This window comes from Anaeromassilibacillus sp. SJQ-5, assembly GCF_054108045.1.
The window spans coordinates 23034-38789 of sequence record NZ_JBPJWQ010000001.1 but is presented as its reverse complement, the minus strand read 5'-3'; the positions used below and the strand labels follow the sequence as shown (position 1 = coordinate 38789).

10 protein-coding genes are annotated in these 15756 nt (G+C 61.3%); 5 read left to right on the top strand and 5 right to left on the bottom strand.

Annotation, left to right across the window (positions count from 1 at the left end):
* The first annotated feature begins 1 nt into the window (after nucleotide 1).
* Nucleotides 2-1795, top strand: a complete 1794-nt coding sequence (locus tag ACSAMM_RS00165; RefSeq protein WP_457788906.1) for a DUF7088 domain-containing protein — start codon at nucleotides 2-4, stop codon at nucleotides 1793-1795.
* A complete protein-coding gene (locus tag ACSAMM_RS00160; protein WP_457788904.1) occupies nucleotides 1792-3366 on the top strand; it encodes a DUF4340 domain-containing protein in 1575 nt (524 codons plus the stop codon). Before ACSAMM_RS00165 ends, ACSAMM_RS00160 begins: the two co-directional genes overlap by 4 nt.
* A gap of 58 nt (nucleotides 3367-3424) precedes the next feature.
* On the opposite strand, the gene ACSAMM_RS00155 is transcribed toward ACSAMM_RS00160, so the two are convergent.
* The gene (locus ACSAMM_RS00155) at nucleotides 3425-4297 is read right to left on the bottom strand and encodes an AraC family transcriptional regulator (protein ID WP_457788902.1); all 873 of its coding nucleotides are present in this window, start codon (nucleotides 4295-4297) and stop codon (nucleotides 3425-3427) included.
* A 93-nt stretch (nucleotides 4298-4390) separates the two neighbouring features.
* On the opposite strand from ACSAMM_RS00155, the gene ACSAMM_RS00150 reads away from it, so the two are divergent.
* Nucleotides 4391-5680, top strand: a complete 1290-nt coding sequence (locus ACSAMM_RS00150) for an ADP-ribosylglycohydrolase family protein (protein WP_457788900.1) — start codon at nucleotides 4391-4393, stop codon at nucleotides 5678-5680.
* Nucleotides 5681-5720: 40 nt separating this feature from the next.
* Nucleotides 5721-6614 (top strand): ribokinase, encoded by an 894-nt coding sequence (locus ACSAMM_RS00145; RefSeq protein ID WP_457788898.1) that lies wholly within the window; start codon nucleotides 5721-5723, stop codon nucleotides 6612-6614.
* Between the two features lie 209 nt (nucleotides 6615-6823).
* On the opposite strand, the gene ACSAMM_RS00140 is transcribed toward ACSAMM_RS00145, so the two are convergent.
* The gene (locus ACSAMM_RS00140; RefSeq protein ID WP_457788896.1) at nucleotides 6824-8224 is read right to left on the bottom strand and encodes a hemolysin family protein; all 1401 of its coding nucleotides are present in this window, start codon (nucleotides 8222-8224) and stop codon (nucleotides 6824-6826) included.
* Between the two features lie 463 nt (nucleotides 8225-8687).
* Here ACSAMM_RS00140 and nifJ point away from each other — a divergent pair, with 463 nt between their 5' ends.
* Nucleotides 8688-12260 carry a pyruvate:ferredoxin (flavodoxin) oxidoreductase gene (nifJ, locus tag ACSAMM_RS00135; RefSeq protein WP_457788894.1) on the top strand — a complete coding sequence of 1191 codons (3573 nt, stop codon included), beginning with the start codon at nucleotides 8688-8690 and terminating at the stop codon, nucleotides 12258-12260.
* A gap of 105 nt (nucleotides 12261-12365) precedes the next feature.
* Here nifJ and ACSAMM_RS00130 read toward each other — a convergent pair whose 3' ends face one another.
* From ACSAMM_RS00130 to ACSAMM_RS00120, 3 genes are all read right to left on the bottom strand, one after another.
* A complete protein-coding gene (locus tag ACSAMM_RS00130) occupies nucleotides 12366-12953 on the bottom strand; it encodes an indolepyruvate oxidoreductase subunit beta (RefSeq protein WP_457788892.1) in 588 nt (195 codons plus the stop codon).
* Between the two features lie 14 nt (nucleotides 12954-12967).
* On the bottom strand, nucleotides 12968-14722 hold the full coding sequence (gene iorA, locus ACSAMM_RS00125) for an indolepyruvate ferredoxin oxidoreductase subunit alpha (RefSeq protein ID WP_457788890.1): 1755 nt from the start codon (nucleotides 14720-14722) through the stop codon (nucleotides 12968-12970).
* Nucleotides 14723-14933: 211 nt separating this feature from the next.
* Entirely contained in the window at nucleotides 14934-15695 is a 762-nt protein-coding gene (locus ACSAMM_RS00120; protein WP_457788888.1) for an EFR1 family ferrodoxin, read from the bottom strand.
* Between the last annotated feature and the right edge of the window lie 61 nt (nucleotides 15696-15756).

Here is a 15756-nt window from a genome sequence, read left to right as displayed (position 1 = left end):
CATGATAAAGGATAACGGATTTGAGAATACGTCCGGCAACGGCGAGCTGGAAGACGAACTGCTGGAGGCACTGAACAAAAAGGGCCTGCTGCCCACCGACGAGGAGGCCGCGGCCGACGGCGAGACGGCCGGCCAGGGCGAAGCCGCCGAGGAAGCCGGCCCGGGAGAGGACGCGGAGGATTCCGCGCAGCCGGAGGAGGAGTCCCTGGAGGAATTCCTGAGCGAGGACGCCGCCGAAGAGGAAGCGCCCGAGCAGGACGGCAAGGCCAAAGGCAAAAAGCCGAAAAAATCCAAAATGGACAGCCGTCGCTTCCGCTATGGCAGCATGGCGACGGCAATCACCGCCGTGGTGGCGGTGCTGGTGGTGGTGCTCAACGTGGTGGTCAGCCTGCTGGCCGACCGGTTCCCCATCAATATCGATTTGACGCAGAACAAGCTGTTCTCCCTGTCGGACAACAGCGTGGAAATTGCCAAAAGCATCAACAAGGACGTGCAGGTTATCGTCTTCGGATCGGAGGACCTGTACAAGAACCCCAACATGGGCTCCGATTATTACCAGGTGGAGGCGCTGTACAAGGAAATCTACAAGGCGCTCCAGCAGTATACGTCCTATTCCGGCGGCAAGGTGACGGTCAAATACGAGGATCTCAACCTGAACCCGCAGCTGGCTACCCAGTACAATAAGTACGAGGTTACCTCCGGCGATATCCTCCTGTTGTGCGGGGATCGCTATCAGAAGGCGTCCTTCAACGACATGTACGAAATCAGCGGCGACGGCTATACCCAGGCGCAGACCGTGTCCTCCAAGGTGGAGGTGACCCTGGCCTCCCGTATCAAGAACGTGATGCGGGACACGGTGCAGGTGGTCACTGCTTTCGTGGGGCACGAAGAGGATGAGGATACCGTCAGCGCCCTGAAATCCATTTATGAAGCCAACGGCTATGAGTTTAAAGAGCTGAATCTGGCCTCCTCGGAGGAGATTGACGCGAACACGGTGGCCGGCCTTATCGTGGGGCCCACCAAGGACTTCACCGCCGAGGAAATCGAGCGGCTGCAGAAATGGCTGGACAACGACGGCAAACTCGACCGCAACCTGATGGTGTTTGCCGACTTCCAGGCGGAATGCAAGAATCTGTACGAGTTCCTCAATGTGGAGTACGGCCTGGAGGTCACCGACAACCTGGTCATGGAGACCAGCCTGACCCGCACCTATCGCTACAGCGGCTTTTATCCTTACGCGGACACGGCGGACACCGATTTCACCAAGGATTTGTCCGGCTCGGCCAATGTGCTGACCCCCCTGACCCGCCAGATTGTCACCCATAAGGAGAACAACTCTGAAAACTCCCTGTACAACGTGCCCATCATCACCTTCCCGGAAAGCGCCAAACTGATGAAAATCAAGGACGCCACGGACGAAAATGCCAGCAGCGAAGACGACAAGTCTTTCGCGGCGGACGCCTATCCCATCAACGGCATGGCGGCGTCCGTCAAATGGACCTATGTGGACAACGAGCAGGTGAAGACCAACGTGATCCTCAGCGGCTCCACCCAAATGATTCTGGCGGCCAGTCAGGCCAACGTCAAGAATGAAAACGTGCTGATGAGCGCGCTGGGCGCCATGACCGGCGTGGTGGACGACATCAACGTATCCACCAAGTCCCTGGAGCGGGATACCATCACCTTCTCCGATTCCACCACCCTGATTGTGGGTCTGGGCGTCTTCACCGTTGGCATTCCGGTGATTATCCTGATTATCTGCCTGGTGGTCTTCCTTAAAAGGAGGCATCTATGAGTAAGGGCAAGTCCATGAGCAAACGGACCCGCACGCTGATTCTGGCGTGCGTGGCCGTGGTGGCTCTGGGCGGGATCCTGACGGCTCTGTTGCTCATCCCGCCCAAGGAAAGCGCGTCCTCCTCCGAGGTATCCAGCGACCCCTCCATTTCGCTGCTGGATAAATCCAAGGGGGCGGACGACAAGACGGTGGACGATCCGGTCAAGACCATGACCGTCAAGCTGCAGGGGGAGGAATTCACCCTGGTGAAAAACAGCGACGGCGACATGGTGGTGGAGGCCTATAAGGATCTGCCCATCGGCACGAGCAACATCGACTATCTAATCAGCGCGGTCACCACCATCTCGGCCAGCAAAAAGCTGGGCGCGGTGGAAAATCCGGCGGATTTTGGCTTTGACAAGCCGCTGGCGACGGTGAATGTGACCTACCATGACGATTCCACCTACGCCTTCGAAATCGGCGCCAAGACACCGCTGGAGGACGGATATTATTATCGCGTCAAGGACAGCGGCGAGGTATACATCGTGGAAACCAGTCTGGGCGACGAGGTCTCCCAGGCATCCACCGCCTATATCGGAACCACCCTGATGACCGCGCCCACTAAAAACGACGACGACGAAAACGGCCAGGCGGTGCTGCGGGATATGGAGCTGAGCGGCACGGCCCGCAAGCAGACCTTCGCGTTTCGGCAAGTCACCTCCTCCGACACAAAAATGTCGCTGTATTCCTACATGCTGACCAAGCCATATCTGCGGGGCGTCAATTCCAACCTGGCCCAGACGCTGTCCACTTTCACCAGCCTGACGGCCAGCAGCGCTTTCAAGGCGTATCCCACCAAGGAGGATCTGACCAAATACGGCTTTGACAAGCCCTACACGGTGGCCAAGCTGAACACGGCGATCTCTTCCACCAAGGACGATCCCAACGCCAGCTCCTCCGCTTCCTCCAGCACCTCGAGCGGCTCGGGCGAAACGCCGCAAATCACCTACTATTATAACGTGGCCGCCCATACCATCACGGTGGGGAACAAGGACGAGGACGGCAATTATTATGTGATGGCGGACGATATCCCGGTGATTTACCTGGTGTCCTCCTCCTCCATCTCCTCTTGGGTATCCCTCCAATACGACGACGTGGCGGATACCATGCTGTTCATGGAGAACATCGTCAATGTCAAGAGCATTTCCCTCACGGTGGACGGCAAGGAGACCCTGTTCGAGCTGAGCCATTACCCCGACAAAGAAGAATCGGACGATCAGCTGGTGGTGAAGGTGGGCGACAAGACCTATTCCACTCCCACCTTCCGGAGCCTGTACCAGATTCTGATGGGCGTGGCCCGCAATGGCTCGGCATCTGAAAAGCCCTCCGGCACGCCGAGCGTGATCTTCAAGATGACCCTTAACGGAGAGGACGCCCCCTCCACGGTGGTCAATATGTACCAGACCTCGGCGAGCCTGTACACGGTGGTACAAAGCACCGGAGAAACCTACACCGTCAAGGCCAGCGCTGTCAACACGCTCAAGCAGCGTTTGACCGACTATCTGAACGGCAAGGATTTCGAAGCGTATTAAGCCAAAGAAGCCGGCGCCCCGAAAGGGATGCCGGCTTCTTTGTATGGTTTTCCGTCGTTTATCGTTTGAGACGATAGGCCTTGGGGGTACAGCCGCAGACGGCGCGGAACTGGCGGCCGAAGCTGGAAGCCGAGTGGTAACCCACCTCCAGGCCGATATCCAGCACCGGCCTGGAGGTGCCCAGCAGCAGAGAACAGGCGGCGGAAATCCGCACCCGGTGGAGGTACTGTTGGGGAGACAGCCCCATCGCCTTCTGGAACCATTCCCGCAGGGTGGCGGGATGCAGGTAAAAGCGGCGGGCAAGACCTTCCACGGTCAGGTCGTCCCGGTATTCCCGACTGATGGCCTGGATAACCGGGGCGAGGCGCTGCAGATAGGGACGGCGGGCGGACACGGAGGCTTCCTCCCCCGTCTGCCGGCAAAGCCGCGCGTGACGCAGAAGCAGGGCGGCCAGCAGGCCGCGGGCGCAGTCCTCCCCCTCCTCCCTTCTCTCCTCCAGCTCGGCAGCGGCCTCCCGCGCCAGATCGACCAGCCCATGATCCGCCGACAGGCAGGCGCGGGCCGGCGGGCCGTTCCAAGGCAGGCGGGCCAGAGCGCCCGTGTCCCCGCCGAACAGCCCCTGCGCGCGAAAGGTGATGAACAGCCAGCGACTGGCTGGCTCTCCTATGCTGCAGGCCTTATGGAGCTGGCCGGGATAAATCACGGTGGCGCAGGGAGCGGAGAAGGGAAGCACCTCCCCGTCAATGATGAAAATGCCCGCGCCCTCCCGGCAATAGCCCACCTCCAGCGCGTCGTGGTGGTGCAAATCCTGAATGGCGTCGGGCAGGGGCTGATTGACCGCCCAGTGGATAAGCCGCGGCTGGTCTCGGAACAGATCCTCAAAGGGGGCGTATTCGATGCGATACGCATCGGAAATGGCGCGATTCTGCATAGGATAACCCCGTTTCTGCGAAGAAATCATCGGAATAGCGGCGTATGCTAACAGTATACCGTATCATTCGGATTTGTAAAGGAGGAAACGGCTGTGCATTATGTGGATTTTGGCCCTCTGCGGGAGAGGCTGAACCGGACGGCGGATTTCGCCGCGCTGGCGGCGGAGTCCGGCAGAGGCAGAGAGGCGGAGGCAGCGGCGGACAGGCTGGAGGAGGCGCTGCGGCAGGCGGAGGCAGCTATTCGCGGACTGGATCCCGACCCGCTGCTGCGGGAACGGGAGCCGGATGCGTACGCCGCCATTCTCGCCCTGTGCGATGGGGGCAACACGCCGAAGCGGCCGGAACGGCTCGAGGATCGGATGGCCGGGGCGGTGCTGGGCCGGTTCGCCGGCTGCACGCTGGGGGTGCCGGTGGAAAGCTGGCCGGTGGAACGCATGGAGGCGCTGGCCGCGGCCAGCGGCATGGCCTTCCCTCCGGAGGAATATTGGCGGCAGGTGGATCGTCCCTGGGACGTGCAGTACGGGGTGGACGCGAGACAGCGATACACCCGGGACGGCATGGACGGGGTGCCGGTGGACGACGACATCACCTATACCCTGCTGGGTCTGCTGATTTTGGAGGCCCACGGCTTCGATTTCACCACGGCGGACGTGGGGCGGATGTGGCTCGAACGGCTTCCCTGCGCCTGCACGGCGGAGGATGTGGCGCTGCGCAACCTGAAGGCGGGCATTCCAGCGGCGGAGGCGGCGGACCGGGACAATCCCTTCTGCCAATGGATCGGCGCGGATATCCGGGCCGACGGGTTCGCCTACGCGGCGGCGGGTGATCCCCGGCTGGCGGCGGCGCTTGCCTATCGGGATGCGTATCTCAGCCATCGGCGCAACGGCATTTATGGGGAGATGTTCTTTGCGGCGGCGATTGCCGCGGCTTTTGTGACGGACGACCCGCTGGAGGCCGTCCGGGCGGGACTGCGGGAAATTCCCCGGGACTGCGCCCTGCACCGAGATGTGGAATGGGCGCTGGAGACAGGCGGGAAGATAACCGATTTCCGCCAGGCGCGGCGGCTGATCGACGAGCGGTTCGCGGGGATGCATCCGGTCCATACCAACAACAACGCCTGCCTGACCATCTTCGGCCTGTACCTTGGCCGGGGAGACTTCACCGCCACCATCGGCAACACGGTGGCCATGGGGCTGGACAACGACTGCACCGCCGCCACGGCGGGGAGCCTGCTGGGCGCGACGGTGGGCCGGGCGGGCATCGATCTCCGCTGGACGGCCGGGTTCCACGATCAGGTGCGCACCTACATGAGGGGGGCGCGGGTTTTCTCCATCCAGGACGTGGTCGCCCGGTTTGTCCGGCTGACGGAGAGCCGTTTTTGAAACCCATGATGCCAAGGGCGGACGCCCGGAAAGGACCGCTATGAAAATTCTGAACGTGGGCTCGCTGAACATTGACTATGTATATCAGGTGGCGCATTTTGTGCAGCCCGGCGAGACCATCGCCTCTTTGGAATTGAACAAGGGCTGCGGAGGCAAAGGGCTCAATCAGTCGGTGGCTCTGGCCCGGGCCGGCGCGCGCACGGCCCACGCCGGCTGCGTCGGCAGGGACGGGCTGTTTCTGCTTCAGCAGCTGGAGGCAGAGGGGGTCGACATATCGGGCGTCCGGGTGACGGACGCGGTGTCCGGCCACGCCATCATTCAGGTGGACGCCGCCGGGCAGAACGCCATCCTGCTGTATCCGGGCACCAACCACGCCCTGACGCGGGAAGATATCGCGGCGGCCTTGGCGGGCTGCGCGGCCGGCGACTGGCTGCTGGTGCAGAACGAGACCAACGGCTTGGAGGACCTCCTGCGGGGGGCGGCGGAACGAGGTGTGCGTATCGCTCTCAACCCCTCCCCCATCACCCCGGATCTGGCCGGGCTGCCGCTGGATTTGGTGGACTGTTTCCTGCTCAACGAAATCGAGGGGGCGGCTTTGTCCGGCGCACAGAGGCCCCAGGAAGTGCTGGACGGGCTGCGGGCCCGGTATCCCCGGGCGCAAATTGTCCTGACTCTGGGCGAAAACGGGGTGCGCTATTGGGACGGGAAGACCGTCTTCGCTCACCCCATCTTCCAGGTGCCGGTGGTGGACACCACGGCGGCGGGGGATACCTTCACGGGGTATTTTCTCGCCGGGCTGACCGAAGGCCTGCCCGCCCAAGACATTCTCCGGCTGGCCAGCGGTGCCGCCGCGTTGGCCGTTTCCCGCAAAGGGGCCGCCGCTTCCATCCCCACGCGGGAGGAAACGGAAAGCTTTTTAAGACAACAGGGATAAACCAAGCGTCCCGCCGTTTAGGTGCGCACCTTTTTAGAAGAAATGGCTTAGCGGAACGGGTTCCGCTAAGCCATTTCTTGCAAAGCGGCGGAACCCGGCTTGGATTCTCCGCTGATGGCGCGCCGCTTTCCGGCGGGACGCTTGGTTTTGCATTTTTTGCGGCAGGTTTTCCTCCGGCAAAAAAAGGGCGGGAAAATCCCGCCCTTTTTTTATTCGCTCTTGTCCTTATCCTTGTCTTTCCTGGGCTTTTCCCCATCCTCCTCGCTTTCCACGGGAGGGGGCGGAGTCAGCTCCACATGCACCATTTCGATGCGCCGGTCGTCCATTTCCATGACGGTGAACGCCGCGTTTTCATAGGTCACGACAGGGTGTTCGTCCTCATCGGGGATGCGGCCCAGCTGATCCATCAGGAAGCCGGCGACGGTGTCGTAGTCCCCCTCGGGGAACCGGATATGCAGCAGCTCTCCGAGCTCCTCCATATCCAGGGAACCGTCGATTTCGAAGGAATTCTCGGAAATCCGGGTGACCTCCTCCTCCTCGTGGTCGAATTCGTCCTGAATATTGCCCACGATGGACTCGAGCAGATCCTCCATGGTGACGATGCCGGCGACGCCGCCGTATTCATCCACCACCACGGCCATCTGGATATGTTTCTCGGTCATTTCGGAGAACAGCTCACCGCAGCGCTTGGTGCCGGGGACAAAATAAGTGTCCCGCACCAGATGGCGGATGGACACGTCCGCGGGAATTGCCTGGCCCACATAGGGGAGCAAATCCTTGATATACAGCACGCCGATGATGTGGTCGATGTCTTCCTCATAAACCGGCAGGCGGGAATATCCCTCGTCCACCCCGATACGCAGGGCCTCGTCAAGGCCGTCCTCCACCTCGAGAGCGGCGACGTCGGTGCGGGGGGTCATAATTTCCTCCGCCGTGATATCGTCAAACTCGAAGATGTTGTTAATCATGTCCTTCTGGCTGCCTTCGATGACGCCCTTCTCCTCGCCGACGTCCACCATCATGCGGATCTCTTCCTCGGTGACGTTTTCCTCGTCGGCGTGGGGATCCAGGCCGAACAGGCGGACCACCACGTTGGTGGAAACGCTCAGCAGCTTGACAAAAGGACGGCAGACCACCGCCACCACCCGCAAAATGCCGATGACGCGGAACGAGAGGGCCTCCGCCTTCTGCATGGCGATGCGCTTGGGGACCAGCTCGCCGAGCACCAGGGAAAAGTACGAGGTGATCAGCGTAATGAGCACCATGCTGACGCCCGATACGATCGATACGTAGGGCAGCAGCGTCGGGAATTTCTCCACGATCCACTGGGCCAGAGGCTCGGACATGGAGGAGGCGGCCGACGCCGCGGTCAGAAAGCCGGCCAGGGTGACGCCGATCTGGATGGTGGCCAAAAAGTTGGACGAGTCCTCGGTCAGCTTGAGAACCTGCCGGGCTTTTTTGTGCCCTTCCTCCGCCATTTTCTTCAGCTTGGTGTCGTTGAGCGAAATAATGGCGATTTCCGACGCGGCAAAAAAGGCGTTGAAAAAGATGAGGACGATCATCAGCAGGATTTGCCAGAGCAGATTACCCGTAGGAGCAGGGTCAGGCATGGGCGGTTATTTCCCCTTTCAGACGCGGCATGGCCGGCGTGGTAAAAATGTGGATTTCCGCGGCCGGCGGGGATGCGGACACCCCCGCCGAAGGACGGATTTTTTATATTACTAATACTACCGGCTTTTTGAGGGGTTGTCAACGGTTCGGCGAGGGACTTTCGGGGGGTGCGCGAGTAAAAAAGCCTGATACAGAGCGATTTTCCCCTCCATCGGGTCCGGAGACGAAATATCCCCGGTTTTTGCCGATTTGCGCGGGTTTTTAGAATGTTAATAAAATAACAGGAAAGAATTCACACAAAAACCGGCATTTTTTCTACGGGAAAAACTTTACACTCCAAACTAAAAGTGGTATCCTATAAGATAGTGTCCGCCGCAGGACCTCCGTCCTTTGCGGACAGGTTTTTTCATGTGAAAAATCCATTTCGCCCCAATTCACTATCCTGAAGGAGGACTTAACAAAATGGCAAGAAAGTTCAAAACCATGGATGGTAACAACGCCGCGGCCCATGTATCCTACGCCTTCACCGACGTTGCCGCCATCTACCCCATTACCCCCTCGTCGGTAATGGCCGAGGTCACCGACGTCTGGTCGGCCGCCGGGCAGAAAAACCTGTTCGGCCGTCCCGTGCAGGTCACCGAAATGCAGTCCGAGGCCGGCGCCGCCGGCGCCGTGCACGGCTCTCTGGAAGCGGGCGCGCTGACCACCACCTACACCGCCTCTCAGGGCCTGCTGCTCATGATCCCGAACATGTATAAAATCGCGGGTGAGCTGCTGCCCAACGTGATCCATGTGTCGGCCCGTGCCCTCGCCTCTCACGCGCTGTCCATCTTTGGCGATCACTCCGATGTGTACGCCTGCCGTCAGACCGGCTATGCCATGCTGTGCTCCTCCAGCGTGCAGGAAGTCATGGATTTGGGCGCCGTCGCCCACCTGTCCACCCTGAAGGGCCGGGTGCCCTTCCTGCATTTCTTCGACGGCTTCCGCACCTCTCACGAGATTCAGAAAATTCAGGTGTGGGATCCGGAGGATCTCCGCGATCTCGTAGACTTTGAAGCGGTGGAGCGGTTCCGCGCCAGCGCCCTGAATCCGGAGCATCCCGTGCAGCGGGGCACCGCCCAGAACCCCGACATCTTCTTCCAGGCCCGCGAAGCCTGCAACACCTATTATGAAGCCATCCCCGGCGTGGTGGAAGAGTATATGAACGCGATCAACAAGAAGATCGGGTCCAACTACAAGCTGTTCAACTACCACGGCGCCCGGGACGCCAAGCACGTCATCATCGCCATGGGCTCGGTCAACGAGACCATCGAAGAGACGGTGGATCATCTCAATGCGGCCGGCGAAAAGGTCGGCCTCATCAAGGTGCGGCTGTATCGTCCCTTCTCCGTCAAGCACCTGCTGGCGGCCATCCCCTCCAGCGTGGAAGCCATCACCGTTCTCGATCGCACCAAGGAGCCCGGCTCCATCGGAGAGCCCCTGTTCCTGGACGTGTGCGCCGCCCTCAAGGGTACCAAGTACGAGACTGTTCCGGTGTACACCGGCCGCTACGGCCTGGGCTCCAAGGACACCACCCCCGGCCAGATCGTCGCCGTGTACCGCAACATGGAAGCCGCCCGCGGCAAGAAGCGGTTCACCATCGGCATCGAAGACGATGTGACCAAGCTGTCCCTGAAGGTCAAGGAGGATCTGGACACCACCCCGAAGGGTACCCGTTCCTGCAAGTTCTGGGGCCTGGGTTCCGACGGCACCGTGGGCGCCAACAAGAACTCCATCAAGATCATCGGCGACCACACCGATATGTATGCCCAGGGCTATTTCGCCTACGATTCCAAGAAGTCGGGCGGCGTGACCATTTCCCACCTGCGCTTCGGCAAAAAGCCGATCAAGTCCACCTACTTTGTCAACAAGGCGGATTTCGTGGCCTGCCACAATCCCTCCTATGTGGCTAAGTACGACATGGTTTCCGACGTCAAGCCGGGCGGCATCTTCCTGCTCAACTGCTCCTGGGACGGCGCGGAGCTGGACGCCCATCTGCCGGCGGCCATGAAGCGCTATATCGCCAAAAACGACATCAAGTTCTACACCATCGATGCCACCCATCTGGCCAAGGGCCTGGGCCTGGGCAACCGCACCAACACCATCCTGCAGGCCGCTTTCTTCAAGCTGGCCAAGGTCATCCCGGTGGAGGACGCGGTGCAGTTCATGAAAGACGCGGCCACTAAGTCCTATATGAAGAAGGGCGAGGCCATCGTCAAGATGAACCACGACGCCATCGAAACCGGCGTCAAGGAAGTCAAGAAGGTCAAGGTTCCCAAGGAATGGGCCAAGGCCGTGGACGCTGAGAAAGCCGTCGCCGCGGCGACCGGCCGTCCGGAAATCAAGGACTATATTGACAACATCTTGACCCCCATCAACGAGCAGCAGGGCGACAAGCTGCCGGTGTCCACCTTCCTGAAGGACGCGGACGGCACCGTGCCGCTGGGCAGCGCCGCCTATGAGAAGCGCGGCATCGCTGTGGATACCCCCTGCTGGCTGCCGGAAAACTGCATCCAGTGCAACTTCTGCTCCTATGTCTGCCCCCATGCGGTTATCCGTCCGGTCATTCTGAACGAGGAAGAAGTGGCCGCGGCTCCCGAAGGGATGAAGATGAAACCCGCCACCGGCCTGCCGGGCTACCAGTTCTCCATGACCGTGTCCGTGCTGGACTGCACCGGCTGCGGCAGCTGCGCCACTGTCTGCCCCGGCATGAAGGGCAACAAGGCCCTGGTCATGAAGCCGCTGGAGACCCAGCTGCCTGAGGAAGAGAAATTCCTGTACGGCTTCAACCTGCCGGCCAAGAAAGAAGTCGCCGAGAAGTTCAAGACCTCCACGGTCAAGGGCAGCCAGTTCCTGCAGCCCCTGCTCGAGTTCTCCGGCGCCTGCGCCGGCTGCGGCGAGACCCCTTACGCCAAGCTGGCCACCCAGCTGTTCGGCGACCGGATGTATATCGCCAACGCCACCGGCTGCTCCTCCATCTGGGGCGGCTCCTCTCCCTCCACCCCCTACACCGTCAACAAGGAAGGCCATGGTCCCGCCTGGGCCAACTCCCTGTTTGAGGACAACGCCGAGTACGGCTACGGCATGTACCTGGGCGTCAAGGCCCGCCGCGCCCGCGTCGAGGACGTGATGAAGACCTTCGCTGAGGCGGATCTGCCCGCTGAGTGGGGTCTGAAGGAAGCGGCCAAGGAATGGCTGGAAGGCAAGGACGACACTGCGGCTTCCAAAGCGGCAGCGGCCAAGCTGGTGCCCGCCCTGGAGAAGGCCAACGCGGCCTGCGGCAAATGCGGCTGCGAGTTCGACGCCCTGTATAAGGAAATGCTGGCCGCAAAGGACACCTTCGTCAAAAAGTCCTTCTGGATGTTCGGCGGCGACGGCTGGGCCTATGACATCGGCTTCGGCGGCGTCGATCACGTGCTGGCCTCTGGCGAGGACGTGAACATTCTGGTGTTCGACACCGAGGTGTATTCCAACACCGGCGGCCAGGCCTCTAAGGCGACCCCCACCGGTTCCGTCGCGCAGTTCGCGGCCGCCGGCAAGGCTGTCAAGAAGAAGGACCTGGGCGCTATCGCCATGAGCTACGGCTACGTCTATGTGGCCCAGATCGCCATGGGTGCCGACATGAACCAGACCCTGAAGGCCTTCCAGGAGGCGGAAGCCTATCATGGCCCGTCCCTGATCATCGCCTACGCGCCCTGCATCAACCACGGCATCAAGGGCGGCATGGGCGTGTCCCAGGTCGAGGAGAAGCGCGCGGTGGAGGCCGGCTACTGGCATCTGTACCGCTACAATCCGGAGAAGGAAGAAGCCTTCACCCTGGACAGCAAGGCTCCCTCCGCCGGCTACCGCGACTTCATCATGAGCGAGGTGCGGTACAACGCCCTGGCCCGTTCCTTCCCGGAGCGTGCGGAGAAGCTGTTCTCCGAAGCGGAGAAAAACGCGGCCGACCGGTACGACCATCTGGTACGTCTCGGCGCGCTGTACAGCAAGAAATAAGGATCCCTCTATAAAGGAAATCCCCCGCCAAAACGGCGGGGGATTTCCTTTTTGACAGAACAAAAGGGCGGGAAGTAAGCTTCCCGCCCTTTTGGCAGCTAAAAATCAGAACGTCATTTCTTTCGCCGCATAGCCCAGTTCGAAAGCCTTTTCGTTGACCGCCACCGTCTTGGGGGGCACCGTGGCGCGCAGGATGTCCATCCAAATGGCCTTGTCCAGCCCCAGATACCGGGCGGTCAGGCCCAGCAGCACAACGTTGGCCGCCTTGACGTTTCCCGCCTCGAGAGCCAGCGCCTTGGCGTCCACCGCCTTTATCTGCACCCCTTTGGCGGCAATGGCCGGCAGAATGTTCTCCGGGTAAACCGCCTTGCCCATGATGACGGGCATGGGGTCGATGCGCTGGGAATTGGTAATCAGCACCCCTCCTGGCTTGAGATAGGGCAACCACCGGGCGGCCTCCAGCTGTTCGAAGGAGAGAACGATGTCCGCCTCCCCCTTCTCGATGAGAGAGGAATGCACCTTGTCGCCGTAGCGGACATACGTGACCACCGAGCCGCCCCGTTGGGACATACCGTGGACCTCGCTGACCTTCACGTCGTAGCCCTGCTCCACAAAAGCGGCGCCCAGCAGCTTGGAGGCAAGCAGCGTCCCCTGCCCGCCGACGCCCACAATCAAAATGTTTTTCACTGACATGATGTTTAACCCCCTTAAGCCTTGGAAATCGCGCCGAACCGGCAGGCCTGCGCGCAGACCTCGCAGCCCACGCACTGGGTGGGATCGATGACGGCGGCGGTCCGGCCGTTTTTCTCGTTGGGCCGGTGGGACAGCGCCGGGCAGCCCACCTGGAGGCAGGCCTTGCAGCCGGTGCACTTGTCGGCAATGACCTTTAGGGCGGGCTTGTGCTTAACGGTTTTCAGCAGGGCGCAGGGGCGGCGGGAGATGACCAGGGACGGCTCCTCCACCTGCAACTCCGCCTCGATGGCGGCGCGGGTGGCCTCCACATCGAAGGGATCGACCGTCACCACCCGGCGGATGCCGATGGCGTGCGCGAGGGCCTCCAGGTCGATGGCCACGGTGGGATCCCCGCTGATGGTCAGGCCGTTGGCCGGATTGTTCTGATGGCCCGTCATGCCGGTGATAGAGTTATCCAGCACAATGACGGTGGAAATGCCCTTGTTGTAGGCGATATCCACCAGCCCGGTGATGCCGGAATGGCAGAAGGTGGAATCGCCGATGACCGCCACCGACTTTTTGGCCGCCTCCTTGCCCCGGGCCGTGTTATAGCCGTGCAGGCCGCTGATGGAGGCTCCCATGCACACACACGCGTCGATGGAGGACAGGGGAGCGGACGCCCCCAGGGTATAGCAGCCGATATCGCCGCTGACATAGACCTTCAGTTTTTTCAAGGCGTAAAACAGGCCGCGGTGGGGGCAGCCGGCGCAGAGCACGGGCGGCCGGGCCGGGATGTCGCCTTCAAAGGCGTCGTAGGGCCTGTTCTCCCCCAGCAGGGCCTCCCGGACGGTGGCCTGGCTGTATTCGCCGATGGCCGGGAACAGCAGGCGGCCGATGACCGGCACGCCATGCTTGCGGCAGTGGGTCTCGATGATGTCGTCCAGCTCCTCGATGACATAGACCTGGCCGACGTTGCGGGCGAACTCCACAATCAGGCTGACAGGCAGGGGGTTGACCATGCCCAGCTTGAGGAAGCTGGCCCGCTCGCCCAGGGCCTCCTTGGCGTATGTATAGGTGGTACCGGCACAAATGATGCCGATACGCTTGTCGTTGTACTCGACGGTGTTGATGGAGGCGGTTTCCGCCCACCGGCGCAGGGCCTCGGTGCGTTTTTCCACCTTAACGTGGGCGCCCCGGGCCATGGCGGGCATCATGACGTTTTTCATCACGTCCTTATGGTACTCCTTCAGAGGACGCTCCTCCCGGGGAGAAAGCTCCACCAGGGAACGGGAATGGGAAATCCGGGTGGACAGGCGTAAAAGCACCGGGGTGTCGAACTGCTCAGACAGCTCGTAGGCCAGCTTGGTAAAGGCCAGGCATTCGGCGGAATCAGAGGGCTCCAGCATCGGCACCTTGGCCGCGATGGCGTGATGGCGGGAATCCTGCTCGTTCTGGGAGGAATGCATGCCCGGATCGTCCGCCACGGCGCAGACCATGCCGGCGTTCACGCCGATGTAAGAAGCCGTATACAGCGGATCGGCCGCCACGTTGAGGCCGACGTGCTTCATGGCACAGAAGCTGCGGGCGCCGCCGGTGGACGCGCCGAACGCCACCTCAAAGGCCACCTTTTCATTGGGGGCCCATTCGCAATAAACGTCGTCGCCATACTGGACGACGTTTTCCGTGATTTCGGTGCTGGGAGTGCCGGGATAGGAGGACACGACGGTGACGCCGGCCTCATACAGCCCGCGGGCAACGGCTTCGTTGCCCAGCATGAGGGTTTTCTTCATGGTTGCACTGTCCTTTCAGGAGAAGGTAAGCCCCAAAGGGCCGGGATGCGTGCGTATACAACTTATTATACCGGAACCGGATACAAAAGTAAAGGCAAACCCGCGATAGGTTCGCCTTTACCGCCGCCTTGTGAATGACGCTGGTACAAATTCGAACGGTGAATAAATGCAGCCGGGAAACCGCTATACCAAGCGGTCCCCCGGCTGTGTGCTATTTTTCGGCCGGCACCCCGTGATACTGCGCCTTGACCGTTTTATCATAGCAGACGGTAATGGCCTGTCTAGGACAAAGATTGACACAGCGGTAGCAAAACATGCAGCGGGCCTGCGGAACGGGCCGCCCCCGTACCAGCAGTAGGTTCCCCGCCGGGCAGCGGCTCGCGCACAGGCCGCAGCCAGTGCACCCTTCCCCTATAGTCACCGCGTTCCGCGCCTTGTCCTCCGTCGTGGGAAGGTAGTGACGCTGCATCCCGCCCAGCAGGCGGGACGGCCGGCCAAAACCGCGACGCACCCGCCGTCCGCGCTTCAAGTTCCGGCAAATCCGCTCGATTTTTTCCTCAGCCTTTTCCGCGCGGCGGCGGGCGAATCCCTCCCCGAACGTCCAGGCGGGAAGCACATTGCACAGGTTGCCCGGCATGAAAAAATGCTCGGCATACAGGACGGTGAACCATCCCGGCGGGAACAGATCGGTGAACGCCCGGGCACCGTCCCCCGAATAGAGCATCTGCGTGCAGAAAATCAGTACCTTCTTGCCCTGGAACGCCCCCTGGTACCGGATGGCAAACTCCCGCATCAGGCGGGGGACGCCGGAGCAATAGACGGGATAGCACACCGCCACCTCCACATGGGCGGCCAGCCGGGCGACGAAATCGGCCGTCTCCTCGATGGAATGACACTCGGCCTCCATACGACGGCTGAAGGCTTCGGCGACATACCGGGAATTCCCCGTCCCGGAAAAATACAGCATCAGCATCGGTTTTCCCCGCTTTCCCGGCCCGCGGGCGGCAGTCCCCGTCCGCGGCCCTCTTCTTCCG